This is a genomic window from Massilia sp. X63, assembly GCF_041023745.1.
GTDB lineage: Bacteria > Pseudomonadota > Gammaproteobacteria > Burkholderiales > Burkholderiaceae_D > Telluria.
Genome location: NZ_JBFTEF010000028.1, coordinates 1 through 15483, shown reverse-complemented (window position 1 = coordinate 15483; position 15483 = coordinate 1). Strand labels below are relative to the sequence as shown.

The 15483-nt window shown below is 66.3% G+C and carries 14 protein-coding genes; 1 reads left to right on the top strand and 13 read right to left on the bottom strand.

Translation table 11 applies throughout. From position 1 onward, the window contains the following. Nucleotides 1-125: 125 nt before the first annotated feature. The 13 genes from AB3347_RS25510 to AB3347_RS25450 all read right to left on the bottom strand — a co-directional run bounded on the left by AB3347_RS25510 (nt 126) and on the right by AB3347_RS25450 (nt 13833). Complete coding sequence (locus AB3347_RS25510) at nt 126-635, bottom strand: hypothetical protein (protein ID WP_369094463.1); 510 nt, start codon at nt 633-635, stop codon at nt 126-128. Nucleotides 636-681: 46 nt separating this feature from the next. Then, nucleotides 682-1431 (bottom strand): flagellar motor protein MotD, encoded by a 750-nt coding sequence (motD, locus tag AB3347_RS25505; protein WP_369094462.1) that lies wholly within the window; start codon nt 1429-1431, stop codon nt 682-684. Nucleotides 1432-1441: 10 nt separating this feature from the next. Beyond that, nucleotides 1442-2185 carry a flagellar motor protein gene (locus tag AB3347_RS25500; RefSeq protein WP_369094461.1) on the bottom strand — a complete coding sequence of 248 codons (744 nt, stop codon included), beginning with the start codon at nt 2183-2185 and terminating at the stop codon, nt 1442-1444. Beyond that, complete coding sequence (locus AB3347_RS25495) at nt 2167-2904, bottom strand: RNA polymerase sigma factor FliA (RefSeq protein ID WP_369094460.1); 738 nt, start codon at nt 2902-2904, stop codon at nt 2167-2169. Before AB3347_RS25495 ends, AB3347_RS25500 begins: the two co-directional genes overlap by 19 nt. Nucleotides 2905-2967: 63 nt before the next feature. Then, entirely contained in the window at nt 2968-3786 is an 819-nt protein-coding gene (locus tag AB3347_RS25490) for a MinD/ParA family protein (protein WP_369094459.1), read from the bottom strand. Beyond that, nucleotides 3779-5185, bottom strand: coding sequence for a flagellar biosynthesis protein FlhF (gene flhF / locus AB3347_RS25485; RefSeq protein ID WP_369094458.1), 1407 nt, complete (start codon nt 5183-5185; stop codon nt 3779-3781). The genes AB3347_RS25490 and flhF overlap by 8 nt, the downstream gene beginning before the upstream one ends. A 365-nt stretch (nt 5186-5550) precedes the next feature. Then, nucleotides 5551-7668, bottom strand: coding sequence for a flagellar biosynthesis protein FlhA (gene flhA / locus AB3347_RS25480; protein WP_369094457.1), 2118 nt, complete (start codon nt 7666-7668; stop codon nt 5551-5553). After that, nucleotides 7668-8858 carry a flagellar biosynthesis protein FlhB gene (flhB, locus tag AB3347_RS25475; protein ID WP_369094456.1) on the bottom strand — a complete coding sequence of 397 codons (1191 nt, stop codon included), beginning with the start codon at nt 8856-8858 and terminating at the stop codon, nt 7668-7670. The genes flhA and flhB overlap by 1 nt, the downstream gene beginning before the upstream one ends. A 235-nt stretch (nt 8859-9093) precedes the next feature. Next, nucleotides 9094-9639, bottom strand: a complete 546-nt coding sequence (gene rfbC, locus AB3347_RS25470) for a dTDP-4-dehydrorhamnose 3,5-epimerase (protein ID WP_369094455.1) — start codon at nt 9637-9639, stop codon at nt 9094-9096. Then, nucleotides 9639-10520 carry a glucose-1-phosphate thymidylyltransferase RfbA gene (rfbA, locus tag AB3347_RS25465; protein WP_369094454.1) on the bottom strand — a complete coding sequence of 294 codons (882 nt, stop codon included), beginning with the start codon at nt 10518-10520 and terminating at the stop codon, nt 9639-9641. The genes rfbC and rfbA overlap by 1 nt, the downstream gene beginning before the upstream one ends. 8 nt (nt 10521-10528) lie before the next feature. After that, nucleotides 10529-11434, bottom strand: coding sequence for a dTDP-4-dehydrorhamnose reductase (gene rfbD / locus AB3347_RS25460; RefSeq protein WP_369094453.1), 906 nt, complete (start codon nt 11432-11434; stop codon nt 10529-10531). 14 nt (nt 11435-11448) lie between these two features. After that, nucleotides 11449-12516, bottom strand: a complete 1068-nt coding sequence (rfbB, locus tag AB3347_RS25455) for a dTDP-glucose 4,6-dehydratase (protein WP_369094452.1) — start codon at nt 12514-12516, stop codon at nt 11449-11451. A gap of 153 nt (nt 12517-12669) precedes the next feature. Next, nucleotides 12670-13833, bottom strand: a complete 1164-nt coding sequence (locus AB3347_RS25450; protein WP_369094451.1) for a glycosyltransferase — start codon at nt 13831-13833, stop codon at nt 12670-12672. 247 nt (nt 13834-14080) lie between these two features. Here AB3347_RS25450 and AB3347_RS25445 point away from each other — a divergent pair, with 247 nt between their 5' ends. Then, nucleotides 14081-15268: a hypothetical protein gene (locus AB3347_RS25445; protein ID WP_369094450.1), complete on the top strand. Its 1188-nt coding sequence runs from the start codon at nt 14081-14083 to the stop codon at nt 15266-15268. The last annotated feature ends 215 nt before the right edge of the window (nt 15269-15483 follow it).

Below are 15483 nucleotides of genomic sequence, written 5' to 3'. Positions count from 1 at the left end.
TTGCCAGATCGATGCCGATTGTCGTAATCTTCATGATGACGCCCCCCTCGATGTCGTGGTGAGTTGACACTTCCACTTTGGCACATCGATGCCGTTTCGGGAGGGGGCGTCCATCCCATTGCCTTTTATTTTCCGACGCTGAACGTGACCGGTTCGGCCGGACTGTGGCGGACCGCGTCCAGCTGCGCGACGTCCGGCAGCCACGGGCCGTCGTAGCCGATCTGGTAGCGCTGCCGGCCCTTCCTGAACGCATACGAAGGCGTGATGTCGATGGTGTGCATGTGCATCGTGTGCGGCGCCACGGCCTGGTAATCGCTGGCCGTGGGCGCGGCGCGCTTGACCATCATGCCGGTGTAGTCGACCGGCTTGCCGGCTTTTCCGTTGCTGACTTCGCGCAGGTCGAAGCGGCGGCCGGTGATCTCGTCTTCCGCCGCGACTTCGCGCGGGATGTAGATCGTGCTGTCGCCCCGGTTCTCGACGATCAGGCGCACCCGCACCTTTCCTTCCGTGGTCACGACTTCCAGCTGGTGGCGCACCTGGTCTTCTTTCTCGACCGCTCCCACGGCACTCACCAGGCCGCCGAAAGCGAGCAGGAGCAGCGGCAGGCATCTTTGCAAAGCGCGTATGACATGCATGAGATCTCCTGAAATATTATTTCATTTGAGCTGCAAAAATGACATTTTATTGCACGCCGGTCGGCAAGGGTTCCGGCACCGACGCCAGGATCATCACCGCCACGCGCCGGTTGCGCGCCTGGCCGTCGGGCGTATCGTTCGGCGCCACTGGCCGGGTGGCGCCGTGGCCGATGGCCGACAGGCGCGCATCCGCCACGCCGTTCTCGATGAACAAGCGTACCACGCTGGCGGCGCGCACCGCCGACAGTTCCCAGTTCGAGGCGAAGCGCTCGTTCGTGATCGGCAGGTTGTCGGTATGGCCTTCGACCTCGATCCGGTGCTGGTCGTCCTTCAGCAGTCCGGCCACCGCGCCGAGCACCTCGCGCGCGTCCTGCTGCAGGGTCGCCTCGCCCTGCGCGAACAGCACGCTGGCGTTGAGTTCGATACCGATGCCGCGCGCATTCTGCGTCACCCGCACCTGGCCCGATTTCACCAGCGGCATCAGGGTCGCGGTCAGGTCCTTGGCCAGGGTCTCCATGCGCTCGCGCTCGCGCCGCGCCGCTTCCAGGCGCTTGCGGTTGACGATGTGCGACAGCGGCAGCACCGGCTCGACCCTGGTGTTGATCTGGGGTGCGGCGCTACGTCCGCCGAAGGCGTCGCCCAGCGCTTCGGACAGCACCGCATACTTGCCCTCGTTGACGATCGAGATCGCGTACATCACCACGAAAAAGGCAAACAGCAGCGTGATGAAGTCGGCGTACGAGATCAGCCAGCGCTCGTGGTTTTCCTGGGAGTCGTCGTAGCGTTTGCGCGCCATGGGCCGTCGCTCAATGGCGCGTCAGGAGGCTCGCCACCCGTTCGTCGACCACGCGGGTGTGGTCGCCGGTGGCGAGGTCGTGGAAGACTTCGGCGAGGATCTCGTACTGGGCCACGCGGTCGCTGACGATGGCTTTCAGCTTGTTCCCGACCGGGTAGAAGAACAGGTTGGCCAGCCCCACCCCGTACACGGTGGAGACGAAGGCCACCGCGATGCCCGAGCCCAGGCGCGCCGGGTCGGACAGGTTTTCCATCACGTGGATCAGGCCCAGCACCGCGCCCAGGATGCCGATGGTGGGCGCATAGCCGGCCGCCGATTCCCAGATGCGCGCGGCCTGGCGCTGCGAGAATTCGTAGGCGGTGATGTCGCTCTCGAGCAGGTTGCGCAGCTTCTCGGGCTGGATGCCGTCGATCACCAGGCGCAGGCCCTTCTGGATGAATTTGTCCTTCGTGCCCATGTACTGCTCGAGCGAGAGCAGGCCGTCGCGGCGCGCGCTCAGGCTCCACAAGGCGATTTCGCGCGACAGCTTGTCGCGGTTGGACTTGGGCGGAAAGAACACCCAGCGCAGCATGCGCAGGCCCAGCATGAAGCTGCGCCGTTCGCTCTGCAGCAGGGTGGCGCCGGCGGTGCCGACCACCACGATGGCAAAGGCGGCCGGCTGGATCAGCGAGGCGAACTTGCCGCCGTCCAGCGTGTGGCCGACCAGTACGCCCGCGATCGCGAGCACCAGGCCGGCTACGCTGGCCCAGTCCACAATTGCTCCCGTAGCGCAGCGCGCAGACGCGACACCGCCTGGGTGTGCAGCTGCGACACCCGCGATTCGCTCACGCCCATGACGGCGCCGATTTCCTTCAGGTTGAGTTCTTCCTCGTAGTAGAGGCCCATCAGCATCTTCTCGCGCGGCGGCAGATTGTCGATGGCGTCGATGACGGCCTGGCGGAAGCCCGTATCGAGCAGGCTGCGCAGCGGATCGGCGTCGTCCACCGCATAGCGGTCGAGGAAGCCGTCGCTGCCGCCGTCGCCGTCCTGGTCGTGGAAGTCTTCGTAGTACAGCAGCTGGTGGCCGCCGCCGTCGCCCAGCATCTCCTGGTAGTCGGCGAGCGACATCTTGAGCGACTTGGCGATCTCGGATTCGCTGGCCGGACGGCCCAGGCGCTGCTGCAGCGCCTCCATCGCGGCTTCGACCTTGCGCATGTTCTGGCGCGTGCTGCGCGGCATCCAGTCGCTGTTGCGCAGTTCGTCGAGCATGGCGCCGCGGATGCGCAGCACCGCATAGGTCTCGAACTGGGCCCCGTGGTTGTCTTCGTAGCGGTTGATCGCGTCCAGCAGGCCGATCATGCCGGCCTGCACCAGGTCATCGACTTCCACCGAAGGCGGCAGCTTGGCCTTCATGTGGTGGGCAAGCCGCTTCACCAACGGCATGTGCTCCGTCAGCAAATGGTTCTTGTCCGCTTTCCCTTTGACCGTGTACATGCGTTTTGCTTATCTGTTCTTCTGTATGTGCTGCCTGTGGTGCTACCTGTGGTACTGCCTGGGTCAGGCCCCGAAATGCGTGCTGCCTCCCCTGCCGAGGCCGGGCATCGCGTGCAGCGCGAACTTGCCGGCCAGGCGGCGGAACGCCACCGAGGCGCCCGCCAGCGGGAAGGCATCGACCACCGCGCGGCCCAGGCGCGCGGCCCGGTGCAGGTACTCGTCGGCCGGCACCGACCCCATCGAGCCGAGGCTGACCGCCAGGTAGCGAGTTGCCGCAGTACACATATTATCGTATACCACCTTGGCCTCGGCCTCCGTCGCGCCGGTCACCAGGATGCCGAAGGGGCGGCGACCCAGTTGTTGCGCCAGTCGCTTGATCAGCGCATACGCGTTGGTGATCGAGGCGGCGCTGGTTCCGACCTGCACCACGATCTCGGAATCGGCCATCAGCGGCAGCGGGAATGCGCCGTCCGGCCCGAGTTCGCCGTCGACCATCACGATGCCGGCCTGCTTGACCAGCACGTCGAAGGTCTTGGCCAGGCGGCGGGCATCAAGGCTGTCCTGCACGCAGCCGAGCGTGGCCACCGAGAAGCCTTGCGGCACCGCGTGCAGCACCTGGTTCAGGCCGCACTCCTGGCGCGCCACGTTCGCCAGCGTGGCGGCACGGCTCAGGCCGAGGCGGCGCGCGACGCCGTAGTCGCGTTCGCAGGCATCGACGATCAGGACCTCGTTCCCCAGCTGGGCCAGCGAGGCGCCCAGGTTGACCAGCATGGCGCCCTTGTCGTCTTCCGGCGTGGCCGAGAGAAAAGTCACGATGCGCGGGCGCGGGCCCTGCAGCATCCGGCGCAGGCCTTCGGCCTGGTCGAAATCGAAACTAGCCAAGGTGCACCTCGCGCAGGCTGCGGTCCGCGTTTTGTCCGGCCGCGGCGGCGGCCATCATCAGCGGCAGGTCGGCATCGCCGAACTGGGCGCTAGCGTTGCGGTTGTTGCGGAAGGCGCGGTCGACCAGCATGGCGCGGTCGGCCAGGTGAAGGTCTTCCGGCACGCGCTGGCCGTTCGAGATGTAGTGCAGGTTGAGCTTCTGGCGGATCACGACGTCGAGCACGTTGCCGATCGAGGCGGCTTCGTCGAGCTTGGTCATGATGCAGCCGGCCAGGCCCGAGCCCTGGTAGGCGCGCACCACTTCGTTCAGGGTTTCGTTGGTCGAGGTCGCGTTCAGGCACAGCAGGCGCTTCACGTCGGCGCCGGATTCGCTCAGCATGGCCACCTGCTCGGTCACCATCTGGTCGCGCTGCGACATGCCGATGGTGTCAATGAGAACGGTGTGCTTGTTCTTGAGTTCTTTCAGGGCGATGCGCAGGTCGGCTTCGTCCTTCACCGAGTGCACCATCACGCCGAGGATCTTGCCGTAGATGCGCAGCTGCTCGTGGCCACCGATACGATAGGCGTCGGTGGTGATCAGGGCCAGCTTGTCCGGGCCGTGGCGCATCACGCAGCGCGCCGCCAGCTTGGCGGTGGTGGTGGTCTTGCCGACGCCGGTCGGGCCGACCAGGGCGAACACGCCGCCACGGTTCAAGAGATCGTCCTCGTTGGCGATGGTGGTGAGGTTACGCGCCAGCACGGTCTTGATCCAGCGCAGGGCTTCGCCGGCATCCTTGGTGGCCGGCATCTTGTCGATCAGGTAGCGCGCCAGGGTGGCCGAGAAGCCGGCGGCCAGCATCTCGCGCAGCACGGCGGCCTTCTGCGGCTCGCGCTGGGCGGTCGCGTTCCAGGACAGTTCGGCCAGCTGGGTTTCCATCAGGCCGCGCATGGCGCGGATTTCGTTCATCATGCCGCTCATTTCAAGCGCGGCCGATTCCTTGGCCTGGGCGATGGCGGCGCTCATCATCTGGGTCATGGCGGCCATGTCGATGCCCGGCTCGGGGCTCGGCGCGCGGCGGTTGACGTAGGTCGGCGGGATTTCCGGCTCGGCGACCGGTGCGGCGCGGCGCTCGACGTAGGCCTGGCGCGCTTCCGGCGCGGCCGGGGCGAAGGCAGCCGGGGCGCGGGTGAACACCGGCTCCGGATCGAAATCCTTGTCGAAGGCCTGGAAGCTTGGCGCCTGCGGCTCTTCGATGCTCGGGGACGCCAGCGCGGCGACGTCGTCGTTGTCCAGCGCCAGAATCTCGACCACGCCGTCGACCGGGCGGTTGGAGAGGATGACCGCGTCAGGGCCGAGCGCCTCGCGCACCTTGCGCAAGGCGTCACGGGAAGTAGCCGCTGTAAATTTCTTCACGTTCATCGTTGTTCTCCGCACTTCACTCAAGCTGTACTGTTCTATGTCTGCTGTGGGCGCCATTGCCCGGCCATAGACCACATTATTGGCGATGCCGTGAGGAAACCATCTAAGGAGAAAGAAGGGGAAATGGGCCTATTTCAATAGGCCGAGCTCATCAGAGTGGAGAATACGCGCAGTTGCAGGATGGGCGGCTTCACCTCGGAAGGTGATCAGCCTACAGCTTCCAGCGCCGCCCACGTCTTCAAGCAGCCGATGAACAGCCGGGGCGGCTGAGCGAATGGGAGCCGAACGCGTGGGCGGCAAATACGGCGCGCTCGATCATATCGCCGGGTGGAGCCGCCCACCCCACGCCCCCCCCCGGCACGCCCTCACATCGGCACGCCAACCAGGCTGGTCACCCGGATCGTCTTGGTCTCGGGAATCTCGTTGTGCGACAACACCTTCAGCTGCGGCACCGCGCGGCGCAGGAAGCGTGACAGCAGCACCCGCAGCGGCGCCGGCACCAGCAACACCGGGCTCAGGCCCATCTGCTCCTGCTGGGCCGCCGCGTTGGCGGCCTGCTGGGCGATGGTGTCGGCCAGGCCCGGCTCGATGCCGGCGCCGTCGCCGCCCGTCCCCATCGCCTGCATCAGGAGGCGCTCGAGGCGATTATCGAGGGTCATCACCGACAGCTCGCTGGCGCCCGGGAACAGCTGCTGCACGATCGCGCGGCCCAGCGCCACCCGCACCATGGCGGTGAGTTCGTTCGGGTCCTGGGTCTGGCCGGCGTACTCCGACAGGCACTCGATGATGGTGCGCATATCGCGGATGTGCACGCCTTCCTGCAGCAGGTTCTGCAGCACTTTCTGCAGGGTCGACAGCGACACGACCTTGGGCACCAGGTCTTCGACCAGCTTCGGCGTGTCCTTGCCCAGGTGGTCCAGCAGGGCCTGGACTTCCATGCGGCCCAGCAGCTCCGAAGCGTGGGTCGTGATCAGGTGGTTCAGGTGGGTCGCCACCACGGTGCCGGCGTCGACCACCGTGTAGCCGAGGCTCTGGGCCTCGTCGCGCAGGCTGGCGTCGATCCAGGTGGCCGGCAGGCCGAAGGCCGGATCGGTGGTCACCAGGCCCGGCAGCGTGCCGCTTGCCATGCCCGGGTTGATTGCCAGGAACTGGCCGTTCATCGCTTCGCCGGCGCCCACTTCCACGCCCTTGAGCGTGATGCGGTAGGCCGAGGGCTTCAGCTCCAGGTTGTCGCGGATGTGCACCGGCGGGGCCAGGAAGCCCACTTCCTGGGCAAACTTCTTGCGGATGCCCTTGATGCGCTTGAGCAGCTCGCCGCCCTGGGTCTTGTCGACCAGCGGGATCAGGCGGTAGCCCACTTCCAGGCCGAGGGTGTCGACCGCCATCACGTCCTGCCAGGTCGCCTCTTCCGACTCGCTCGGCGCCGCCGCGCCGCCGGCAGCGGCGGTGGCGGCAGCTTCCGCCGCCGCGGCTTCCTTGGCCGGCTGTTCCTTCTTGCGCTTGGCGATCATGTAGCCGCCGCCGCACAGGGCGCCGCCCAGCAGCAGGAACACCAGGTTCGGCATGCCGGGGATCAGGCCCAGCGCGAAGATGATGCCGCCGGTGATGTACAGGGCTTCCGGACGGGCGAACAGCTGGTTGGTCACCTGGCTGCTGATGTCGTCCTCGTTGGCCACGCGCGAGACCACCATACCGGCCGCGATCGAGATGATCAGCGAAGGAATCTGCGCCACCAGGCCGTCGCCGATGGCCAGCAGGGTGTAGGTTTCGGCAGCCTGGCCGAAGGCCAGGTCGTGCTGCACCACGCCGACGATCAGGCCGCCGATCACGTTGATCAGGGTGATCATGATGCCGGCCACGGCGTCGCCCTTCACGTACTTGGACGCACCGTCCATCGCGCCGTAGAACTCGGCTTCCTGCGCCACTTCGCTGCGGCGCTTGCGGGCGTCGGCTTCGCCGATCAGGCCGGCGTTCAGGTCGGCGTCGATCGCCATCTGCTTGCCCGGCATCGCGTCCAGGGCGAAGCGTGCGCCGACTTCGGCGATGCGGCCAGCGCCCTTGGTCACCACCGAGAAGTTGATGATGGTAAGGATGACGAAGACGACGATACCGACCGTGTAGTTGCCGCCGATGAGGAAGTGGCCGAAGGCCTCGACCACCTTGCCGGCCGCCGCGCCGCCGGTATGGCCTTCGGTCAGCACGATACGCGTAGAAGCCACGTTGAGCGCCAGGCGCAACATGGTCGAGATCAGGAGGATGGCCGGGAAGGCCATGAAGTCGAGCGGCTTGACCGTGTACAGGGCGGTCAAGAGTACGATGACGGACAGCGCGATGTTAAAGCTGAAAAACACGTCCAGCACGAAGGCCGGCAGCGGCAGGATCATCATCGCCAGCAGGACGATGATGAAGATTGGCGCGGCGAGCGCGCTGGCGCCCCTTGCCGCGAGGCCGCTCGTCCATGCCGGCAGTTTGATGCTGTTCATTAATGCAATGCTCCGTTATTCGAATCGGAATTCGCTGCCCCGGGTCCCTTGTAGGCCGGGTCGTTCGGGTCCATCTCGGGCGGCACCGCCAGTCTGCCCGGGCGATCCGGGTACAGGCCTTCGCCCTTCTTGTAGGCGCGCAGCTGGTAGACGTAGGCCAGGACTTCCGCCACGGCCGAGAACAGCTTTTCCGGGATCTCTTCGTCGATGTCGGTGTGCTTGTAGAGCGCACGGGCCAGGGCCGGCGCTTCCAGCAGGGTCACCTTGTGTTCCAGGCCGAGTTCGCGGATCTTGGCCGCGACCTCGTCCACGCCCTTGGCCACCACCCGCGGCGCGCCCTTCTGGCCGTCGGTGTACTTCAGCGCCACCGCGTAGTGGGTCGGGTTGGTGACGATCACATCCGCAGTAGGCACATTCTGCATCATGCGGCCGCGCGCCATTTCGCGCTGCATCTGGCGAATCTTGCCCTTGATCTGGGGATTGCCGTCCGATTCCTTCGACTCCTGGATCATTTCCTGGCGCGTCATCTTCATCTTGTCATGGTAGTGCCACAGCTGGTACGGGCCGTCGATGGCCGCGATCACGCCCAGCGCGCCGGTGATGATCAGGAAGGCCTTGGCCACCATCGCGCCCACGTGGGCGCTGCCGGCGTTCAGGGGCTCGACCGCCAGCGCCAGCACCGCTTCCTTCTGGCCCATGATCACGACCCAGGCCACCGCGCCCACCACCAGGGTCTTGGCGACCGCCTTCAGCAGCTCGATCAGGGCGTTGGTGGAGAACATGTTGCCGATGCCCTTGATCGGGTTTAGCTTCATGAAGTTCGGCACGAAGGCCTTGGAGGAGAAGTTCCAGCCGCCGATCAGCAGCGGCGAGGCCAGCGCGACCAGCATGATGAGGCCGGCCAGCGGAAGGCAGGCCAGCAGCACCGACGCCAGGTCGGTGGTGATGCGTTCGATCAGGACCGTCGGGTTGTAGACCTGGTCGCGGGTGAGCGACAGGCCGGACTGCATGGCCTGGCCCATCTTGCCGACCAGCGTGCCGCCGGTCATCCACAGGCCGGCGCCGGCGGTCATCAGGACGGTGAAGGTGGCGATTTCGCGCGAGCGGGGAACGTCGCCGTCCTCGCGGGCTTTCTCCAGCCGCCTGGGTGACGCCGGTTCTGTCCGTTCCGCGTCGCTGTCGTCCGCCATCCACCGCTCCTGTTAACGAAATGCATCCTAAAACAGGATTATCGCAGGTGTTGCCGTGCGGCTATAAGGGGAGAAGCACGGGAAAAGGCCGCTTATTTTCTCGAGTAGCCGCCGCCTTGCCGCTTCTGTAGGGTGTGCGGCTTTGCCGCACGCGCGCTCGACTCCCTTGTGCGCAGGCGCAGCGGCTATTTTTCATGCGCTTGAACGCGCGGTCGGCGGAGCCGACCACCCTACATTAATCGAAGAGCTCGGCTTGCAGGAAGGGCAAGCCCTGGTCGTCCTTGGGCGACACCACCGGCGCCGCGTCGAGCGGCCATGCAATCGCCAGGGTCGGGTCATTCCAGGCAATGCAGCGCTCGTGCTCGGGCGCGTAGTAGTCGGTGGTCTTGTAGAGGAACTCTGCCGATTCGGACAACACCAGGAAACCGTGGGCGAAGCCTGGCGGCACCCACAGCTGCACCTTGTTCTCGGCGCTCAGGACCTGGCCGATCCACTGGCCGAAGGTCGGCGAGGAGCGGCGCAGGTCGACCGCGACGTCGAACACGCTGCCGCTGACCACGCGCACCAGCTTGCCCTGAGTCTGTTGCACCTGGTAGTGCAGGCCACGGAGCACCTTGTGGGCCGATCTGGAATGGCTGTCCTGCACGAAGTTCACCTTGCGGCCGAGCGCTTCTTCGAAGCGGGCCTGGTGAAAACTCTCGTAGAAGAAGCCACGCTCGTCGACGAACACGCGCGGCTCGATACGGAGGATATCGGGAATGGACAGTTGGCGAATATGCATCAGAACACCGTTTCTGTCACGACGCGCAAGAGGTATTGGCCATAACTGTTATTCCTCATGGGCTCGGCGAGCGCTTCGAGCCGGGCGGCGTCGATCCAGCCCTTGCGGTAGGCGATTTCTTCCGGACACGCCACCTTCAGCCCCTGGCGGCGCTCGATGGTCGCGATGAACTGGCCGGCGTCGAGCAGCGACTCGTGGGTGCCGGTGTCGAGCCAGGCATAGCCGCGGCGCATGATCTCGACGTGGAGCTTGCCCGTCTCCATGTAGATGCGGTTCAGGTCGGTGATCTCGAGTTCGCCGCGCGCGGAAGGCTTGAGCGTGCGGGCAATCTGCGCCACGTTCTCGTCATAGAAGTACAGCCCGGTCACCGCGTAGTTCGAACGTGGCACCGCCGGCTTTTCTTCCAGGCTTGCCGCTTTGCCTTCGTGATCGAACTCGACGACGCCATAGCGCTGCGGGTCCTGCACGTGGTACGCGAACACGGTTGCGCAATCGGTGCGCTCATGCGCACGATCGAGCAGCACGTGCAGGCTGTGTCCATAGAACAGGTTGTCGCCCAGGATCAGCGCCGACGGAGCGCCGGCCAGGAATTCCTCGCCGATCAGGAAGGCCTGCGCCAGCCCATCGGGCGACTCCTGCACCGCGTACGACAGGTTCAGGCCCCAGCGGCTGCCGTCGCCCAGCAATTGCTGGAAGCGCGGCGTGTCCTGCGGGGTCGAGATCACGAGAATGTCGCGGATTCCGGCCAGCATCAGGGTGCTGAGCGGGTAATAGATCATCGGTTTGTCGAACACCGGCAACAGTTGCTTGGAGATCGCCAAAGTGGCCGGGTGCAGCCGGGTGCCGCTGCCGCCGGCAAGGATGATGCCTTTGCGCTTCATAGTTTTCCTTATAGGTTTCCCTGGGACGCCAGCTCGGCGACCAAACGGTTCACGTGGTAACGCCAGTCGGGCAACTGCAGGCAGAACGTCGCGCAGAACTTGCTGCAGTCGAGGCGCGAGTTGGCCGGGCGCGGCGCCGGCGCCGGGAAGGCGCTGGCGGGGATCGGCAGCACCTGCTCCGGGCCGGCCTTCAGGACCGCGCCGTGCGCCAGCGCCTGCTCCAGCACGTGGCGGGCGTAGGCATGCCAGCTGGTTTCGCCGGCGGCGGCCAGGTGGTAGGTGCCGGACCAGGCGTCCGCGCCGGCGCCCGCCGCTGCGATGCGATGCAGCGCCAGCGCGGTCGCGTCGGCCAGCAGTTCGGCGCCGGTCGGGGCCCCGAACTGGTCGGCCACCACGCTGAGCTGTTCGCGCTCCCTGGCCAGGCGCAGCATGGTCTTGGCAAAATTGCCGCCGCGCGCGGCGAACACCCAGCTGGTGCGCAGGATCAGGTGACGCGACCCGCTCGCCCGGATCCGCTCCTCGCCTTCGCACTTGCTGCGGCCGTAGACCGACAGCGGATTGGTCGGGTCGGTCTCGACCCAGGCGCCGGCCTTGCCGCCGTCGAAGACGTAATCGGTCGAATAATGGACCAGCCAGGCGCCGAGGACCTGCGCCTCGTCGGCCAGCACGCCGGGGCTGAGCGCGTTGACGCGGTGCGCCATGTCCGCCTCGCTTTCGGCCTTGTCGACCGCCGTGTAGGCGGCGGCGTTGACGATGACGCCGGGTCGGATCCGGCGCACCAGGGCGCGCAGCGATTCGGGGTCGCCGAGGTCGGCCTTGATGCGGCCGAAGGCGTGCAGCTCACCCAGCGGGGCGAGCGCGCGCTGCAATTCCCAGCCGACCTGGCCGTCCTTGCCGAGCAAAAGAATCTTCATGCTCAGTGCCTGTTTCAGTGCTTCTGTTCGTATTGGCGCTCGACCCATTCGCGGTAGTGGCCGCTGGTCACGTTGTGCACCCATGCCTGGTTGGCCAGGTACCACGCGACGGTCTTGCGGATGCCGGTCTCAAAGGTCTCGGCCGGGCGCCAGCCCAGCTCGCGCTCCAGCTTGCCGGCGTCGATCGCGTAGCGGCGGTCGTGGCCGGGACGGTCCTTCACGAAGCGCATCTGGCTCGCGTACGACTGGCCGTCGGCACGCGGGCGCAGTTCGTCGAGGATCGCGCACAGCGTCTGCACGACCTCGATGTTGGCCTTCTCGTTGCAGCCGCCGACGTTGTAGGTTTCGCCCAGCCGGCCCTCGGCCAGCACGCGGCGGATGGCGCTGCAGTGATCCTGCACGTACAGCCAGTCGCGGATCTGGCGGCCGTCGCCGTAGATCGGCAGCGGCTTGCCGGCCAGCGCGTTGTGGATCACCAGCGGGATCAGTTTTTCCGGGAAGTGATACGGACCGTAGTTGTTCGAGCAGTTGGTGGTCAGCACCGGCAGGCCATAGGTGTGGTGCCAGGCGCGCACCAGGTGGTCGGACGCCGCCTTGCTGGCCGAGTACGGGCTGTTCGGCTCGTAGCGGTTCTGCTCGTCGAACGCCGGGGCCTCGCTCGACAGCGAGCCGTAGACTTCGTCGGTGGACACGTGCAGGAAGCGGAACGCCGCTTTCGCGTCCTCGTCGAGGCCGCTCCAGTAGGCGCGCACCGCCTCCAGCAAGTTGAAGGTGCCGACGATATTGGTCTGGATGAAGGCGCCCGGGCCCTCGATCGAACGGTCGACGTGGCTCTCGGCGGCAAAGTTGAGTACTGCCCTCACCTTGTGCTCGGCCAGCAGGCGCGCCACCAGGGCGCCGTCGCCGATGTCGCCGCGCACGAAATGGTGGCGCGCGTCGCCCGCCAGGCTGGCCAGGTTCTCGAGGTTGCCGGCGTAGGTCAGTTTGTCGAGGTTGACGACCGGCTCGTCGTGGTGTGCGAGCCAGTCGATGACGAAGTTCGAGCCGATGAAGCCCGCTCCGCCCGTGACGAGGATTGTCATCCTTGCTGTTTCCTAATATATAAGTGCGCGCCCGCCAGCGTCGGGCGCCAAACCAGCATTCTCGGTTGACATGGCAGCCGGGTCAACCTGCCGCTGTGAAGGAAACCTGCTGCACATGGCGTCGATGTGCAGGATCGATGGGGCGGGCGGGCCTTACAGGCCGCGCTGGATGAAGGAAGAATTGGGCTGATCGAGCGCGATATCTGCCAGAGGCAGGTCGCGCTGGGCCGGGCGCTGCATGTGGTGGCGGCGCGACCACCAGGCCGAGACCACGAAGGCATACACCGACAGATACAGCAGGAAGCTGGCCAGCACGCCCTGCAGCAGGGCTTCGGGCACGGCGGCGAAGCGCACCGCCATCATGGCCGGCACCAGCGCCACCGCCCACGAGAACGGCGAGACGCAGGCATTGCGCAGCGGCGCCGGCAAGAGGCGGAAATAGCGCGCCGCGATCGCGGTCTTGACCAGGCTGTGCAGGTGCCAGCTGTCCGGGTGGCCCGGATGACGGCGGCACCACAGGCGGCGCACGATGGTGAACACGGTCTCGAAGACCGGGTAGCCGCAGGCCAGCAGCGGCGCCCAGGGCGATACCAGCGGATTGCGGTAGACCAGCATCACCGACAGCCAGGCCAGCAGGAAGCCGAGCAGGTAGGCGCCGCCGTCGCCGAGGAACAGCTTGCCGAACGGGAAATTCACGACGAAGAAGCCGGCCGTGACGGCGCACACCACGAAGCACAGCTGGGCCAGGGCGGCATCGCCCGCATCCTGGGCGATGAGGCCGAGCGCGGCCATGCCGATCAGGACGGTGCCGCTCGCCAGGCCGTTGAAGCCGTCGATGATGTTGACCGCATTGGCCACGCCGCCCACCGCGAAGGCGGTGAACACGACCGACGCCGGCAGCCAGGTCAGCATCATGTCGACCGGTGCGATGCCGATGTGCAGCAGGGTGACGCCGGTCAGGCCCCAGCAGCACACGCCGCTGGCCATGGTGGCGAGCAGGCGCGCGCGCACCGACACGTTGCGGGTCAGGTCTTCGGCAAGGCCGAACACGAAGGCCGGCATGGCCGACACCAGCACCGGCAGCAGCAGTTCCTGCTGCTCGTCGGGCAGCACGCCGAGCGACAGCCACAGGCCCAGCATGATGGCGGCGCCGCCGATGCGGGGCGTCGGGGTGATATGGAATTTCTGCACGCCGTGCGTCGCGTCCAGCGAATAGCGCCCGTGCCAGCGCGTCGTCAGGACGAGCAGCAGCGAACAGGCAAGCGACACGGCAAAGCCAAGCTCGAGGCCGGCGAATGGCAAATTAATAATACTCATAGAACCACTTTGTTAACTCGTCAATTCTATCGCATTTCTATTTGGCTAATCAGGAATCGTGTTACAGGGTGTTTCTCCGCCAGCATACGCAAGTCCTTGATCTTTCAAGCAGAATTGAACGATTCTAAGGAAATTGATATCTCGCAATCAACCGTCCTGAAACTTCTCCTACTATTTCTCGACATTTTGTTACACTTTATTGGCGGCAATTATTCGTCCTGAATAACTTTTGCTTTCGGGAGTCCCGATGTTCCTCAGCCGCTGTTCCAGCGCAGCTGTCCGGTCGCAGCGTTTCCTGCCCCAACTCTTCCTGCTGCTGTTGCTCGCCGCGGCGCTGCCGGCCCGCGCCCAGTCTGTCGAGCTGGCCGAGCTGCGCGCCCGCCAGCTCGAAGCCGAAACGCGCCAGGCGGTGGCCGAAGCCGAGCGCGCCGAACTGCTGGCGCGCCTGCCGCCGGCCCAGTCGAAGCCGCTGACCGGCAGTCTCGATATCCGCCAGTTCGGCGCCGCCGGGCTGGTGCGCGCCGTCGACCTGGCGCGCGAACTCGCCGCCACGCTGTGCGCACGCCTGCCGCCCGGACGCGCCGCCGCCCTCTACGACCCGGCGGCAAGCCAGGGCATGGTGGCGGCGCGCACGGTCGACAGCGGCCTCGCCCGCCTTTCCACCGACATGGCCGAACGCAACAAGGCCTTGCAGCGCTATCTCGACACCCGGCGCCCGCCCGGCTCGGGCGCGGCCGCGCTGCCGCTGGCCATGCTGACGGTGGTGCCGGCCACGGTGCGCGCCGGCGCCGACCTCGCCGCCCTGCTGCGCAGCGACGTCACGGTAACCGGCATCGCCTACGGCGAAGGCGCGCGCAGCCTGTTCGCCAGCGCCCTGGCCCAGGCCTGCCCCGAACGCATCAGCGGGCTCGGCTCCGGTTACCTCGGCGAACTCGACTGGGCGCGCTACGAAAAACTGCTGGGGCGCCTCAAGGCCCTCGCCGACCACCGGGCCGCCTACGCCCAGCGCATCGCCGAGCTGCAGGTACTGGAAGACGCGGCCAGGGGCGAGCAGAAAAGGGAGTTCGCCGCGGTGGCCCAGGCCGCGCTGGCGCAGCTGAAGGTGGTGGACGCCTTCGTCGACTCGCTCAAGGCGGGCGAGGCCAGCGACCGGAGCCCGCTGTTCAACACCGCCCGCTACCTCGGCTACGGCGAACGCACCGCGGGCAGCCTGGTGCTGGACGTCGACCTGCGCCTGGAAGGCATGAGCCTGGTGAAGCAGAACCTGTTCACCGGCCAGCACCTGCGCCTGTCGGGCGTGGCCTTCCTGTGGTACCGCCTGCACGAACCGGATGGCCGCCTGCTGGCCGCCGAGGTGCTGCGGCGGATCAGCCGGCCGGTGGAGGTGGACCTGCGCGGATCGGATGCGCCAGATGCTTTCTGGTCAAACGAATAACCGGTATCCGTAGGGTGGGCGGCTTCGCCGCCCACGCGTTCAACCAGCCGTCGATCAGCCGTAACACGGTCCAACCCGGGGTCACAACCCGGGGTCAGGTTGAGGTGGTCCGTGTTTCATGGACATCCAAATAGGGGACAATAAGCCCTGGAAGGATATACATGAAAAAGAAAGAGCTACCGTCAAAGCGGGAGATCGCTCCCGCTTCATCCGCA

Excerpts from the sequence above, each read along its gene's own strand:
- AB3347_RS25510 (WP_369094463.1), bottom strand. The coding sequence starts at position 635 with ATGCATGTCATACGCGCTTTGCAAAGATGCCTGCCGCTGCTCCTGCTC.
- motD (WP_369094462.1), bottom strand. The coding sequence starts at position 1,431 with ATGGCGCGCAAACGCTACGACGACTCCCAGGAAAACCACGAGCGCTGG.
- AB3347_RS25495 (WP_369094460.1), bottom strand. The coding sequence starts at position 2,904 with ATGTACACGGTCAAAGGGAAAGCGGACAAGAACCATTTGCTGACGGAG.
- flhF (WP_369094458.1), bottom strand. The coding sequence starts at position 5,185 with ATGAACGTGAAGAAATTTACAGCGGCTACTTCCCGTGACGCCTTGCGC.
- flhA (WP_369094457.1), bottom strand. The coding sequence starts at position 7,668 with ATGAACAGCATCAAACTGCCGGCATGGACGAGCGGCCTCGCGGCAAGG.
- flhB (WP_369094456.1), bottom strand. The coding sequence starts at position 8,858 with ATGGCGGACGACAGCGACGCGGAACGGACAGAACCGGCGTCACCCAGG.
- rfbC (WP_369094455.1), bottom strand. The coding sequence starts at position 9,639 with ATGCATATTCGCCAACTGTCCATTCCCGATATCCTCCGTATCGAGCCG.
- rfbA (WP_369094454.1), bottom strand. The coding sequence starts at position 10,520 with ATGAAGCGCAAAGGCATCATCCTTGCCGGCGGCAGCGGCACCCGGCTG.
- rfbD (WP_369094453.1), bottom strand. The coding sequence starts at position 11,434 with ATGAAGATTCTTTTGCTCGGCAAGGACGGCCAGGTCGGCTGGGAATTG.
- rfbB (WP_369094452.1), bottom strand. The coding sequence starts at position 12,516 with ATGACAATCCTCGTCACGGGCGGAGCGGGCTTCATCGGCTCGAACTTC.
- AB3347_RS25450 (WP_369094451.1), bottom strand. The coding sequence starts at position 13,833 with ATGAGTATTATTAATTTGCCATTCGCCGGCCTCGAGCTTGGCTTTGCC.
- AB3347_RS25445 (WP_369094450.1), top strand. The coding sequence starts at position 14,081 with ATGTTCCTCAGCCGCTGTTCCAGCGCAGCTGTCCGGTCGCAGCGTTTC.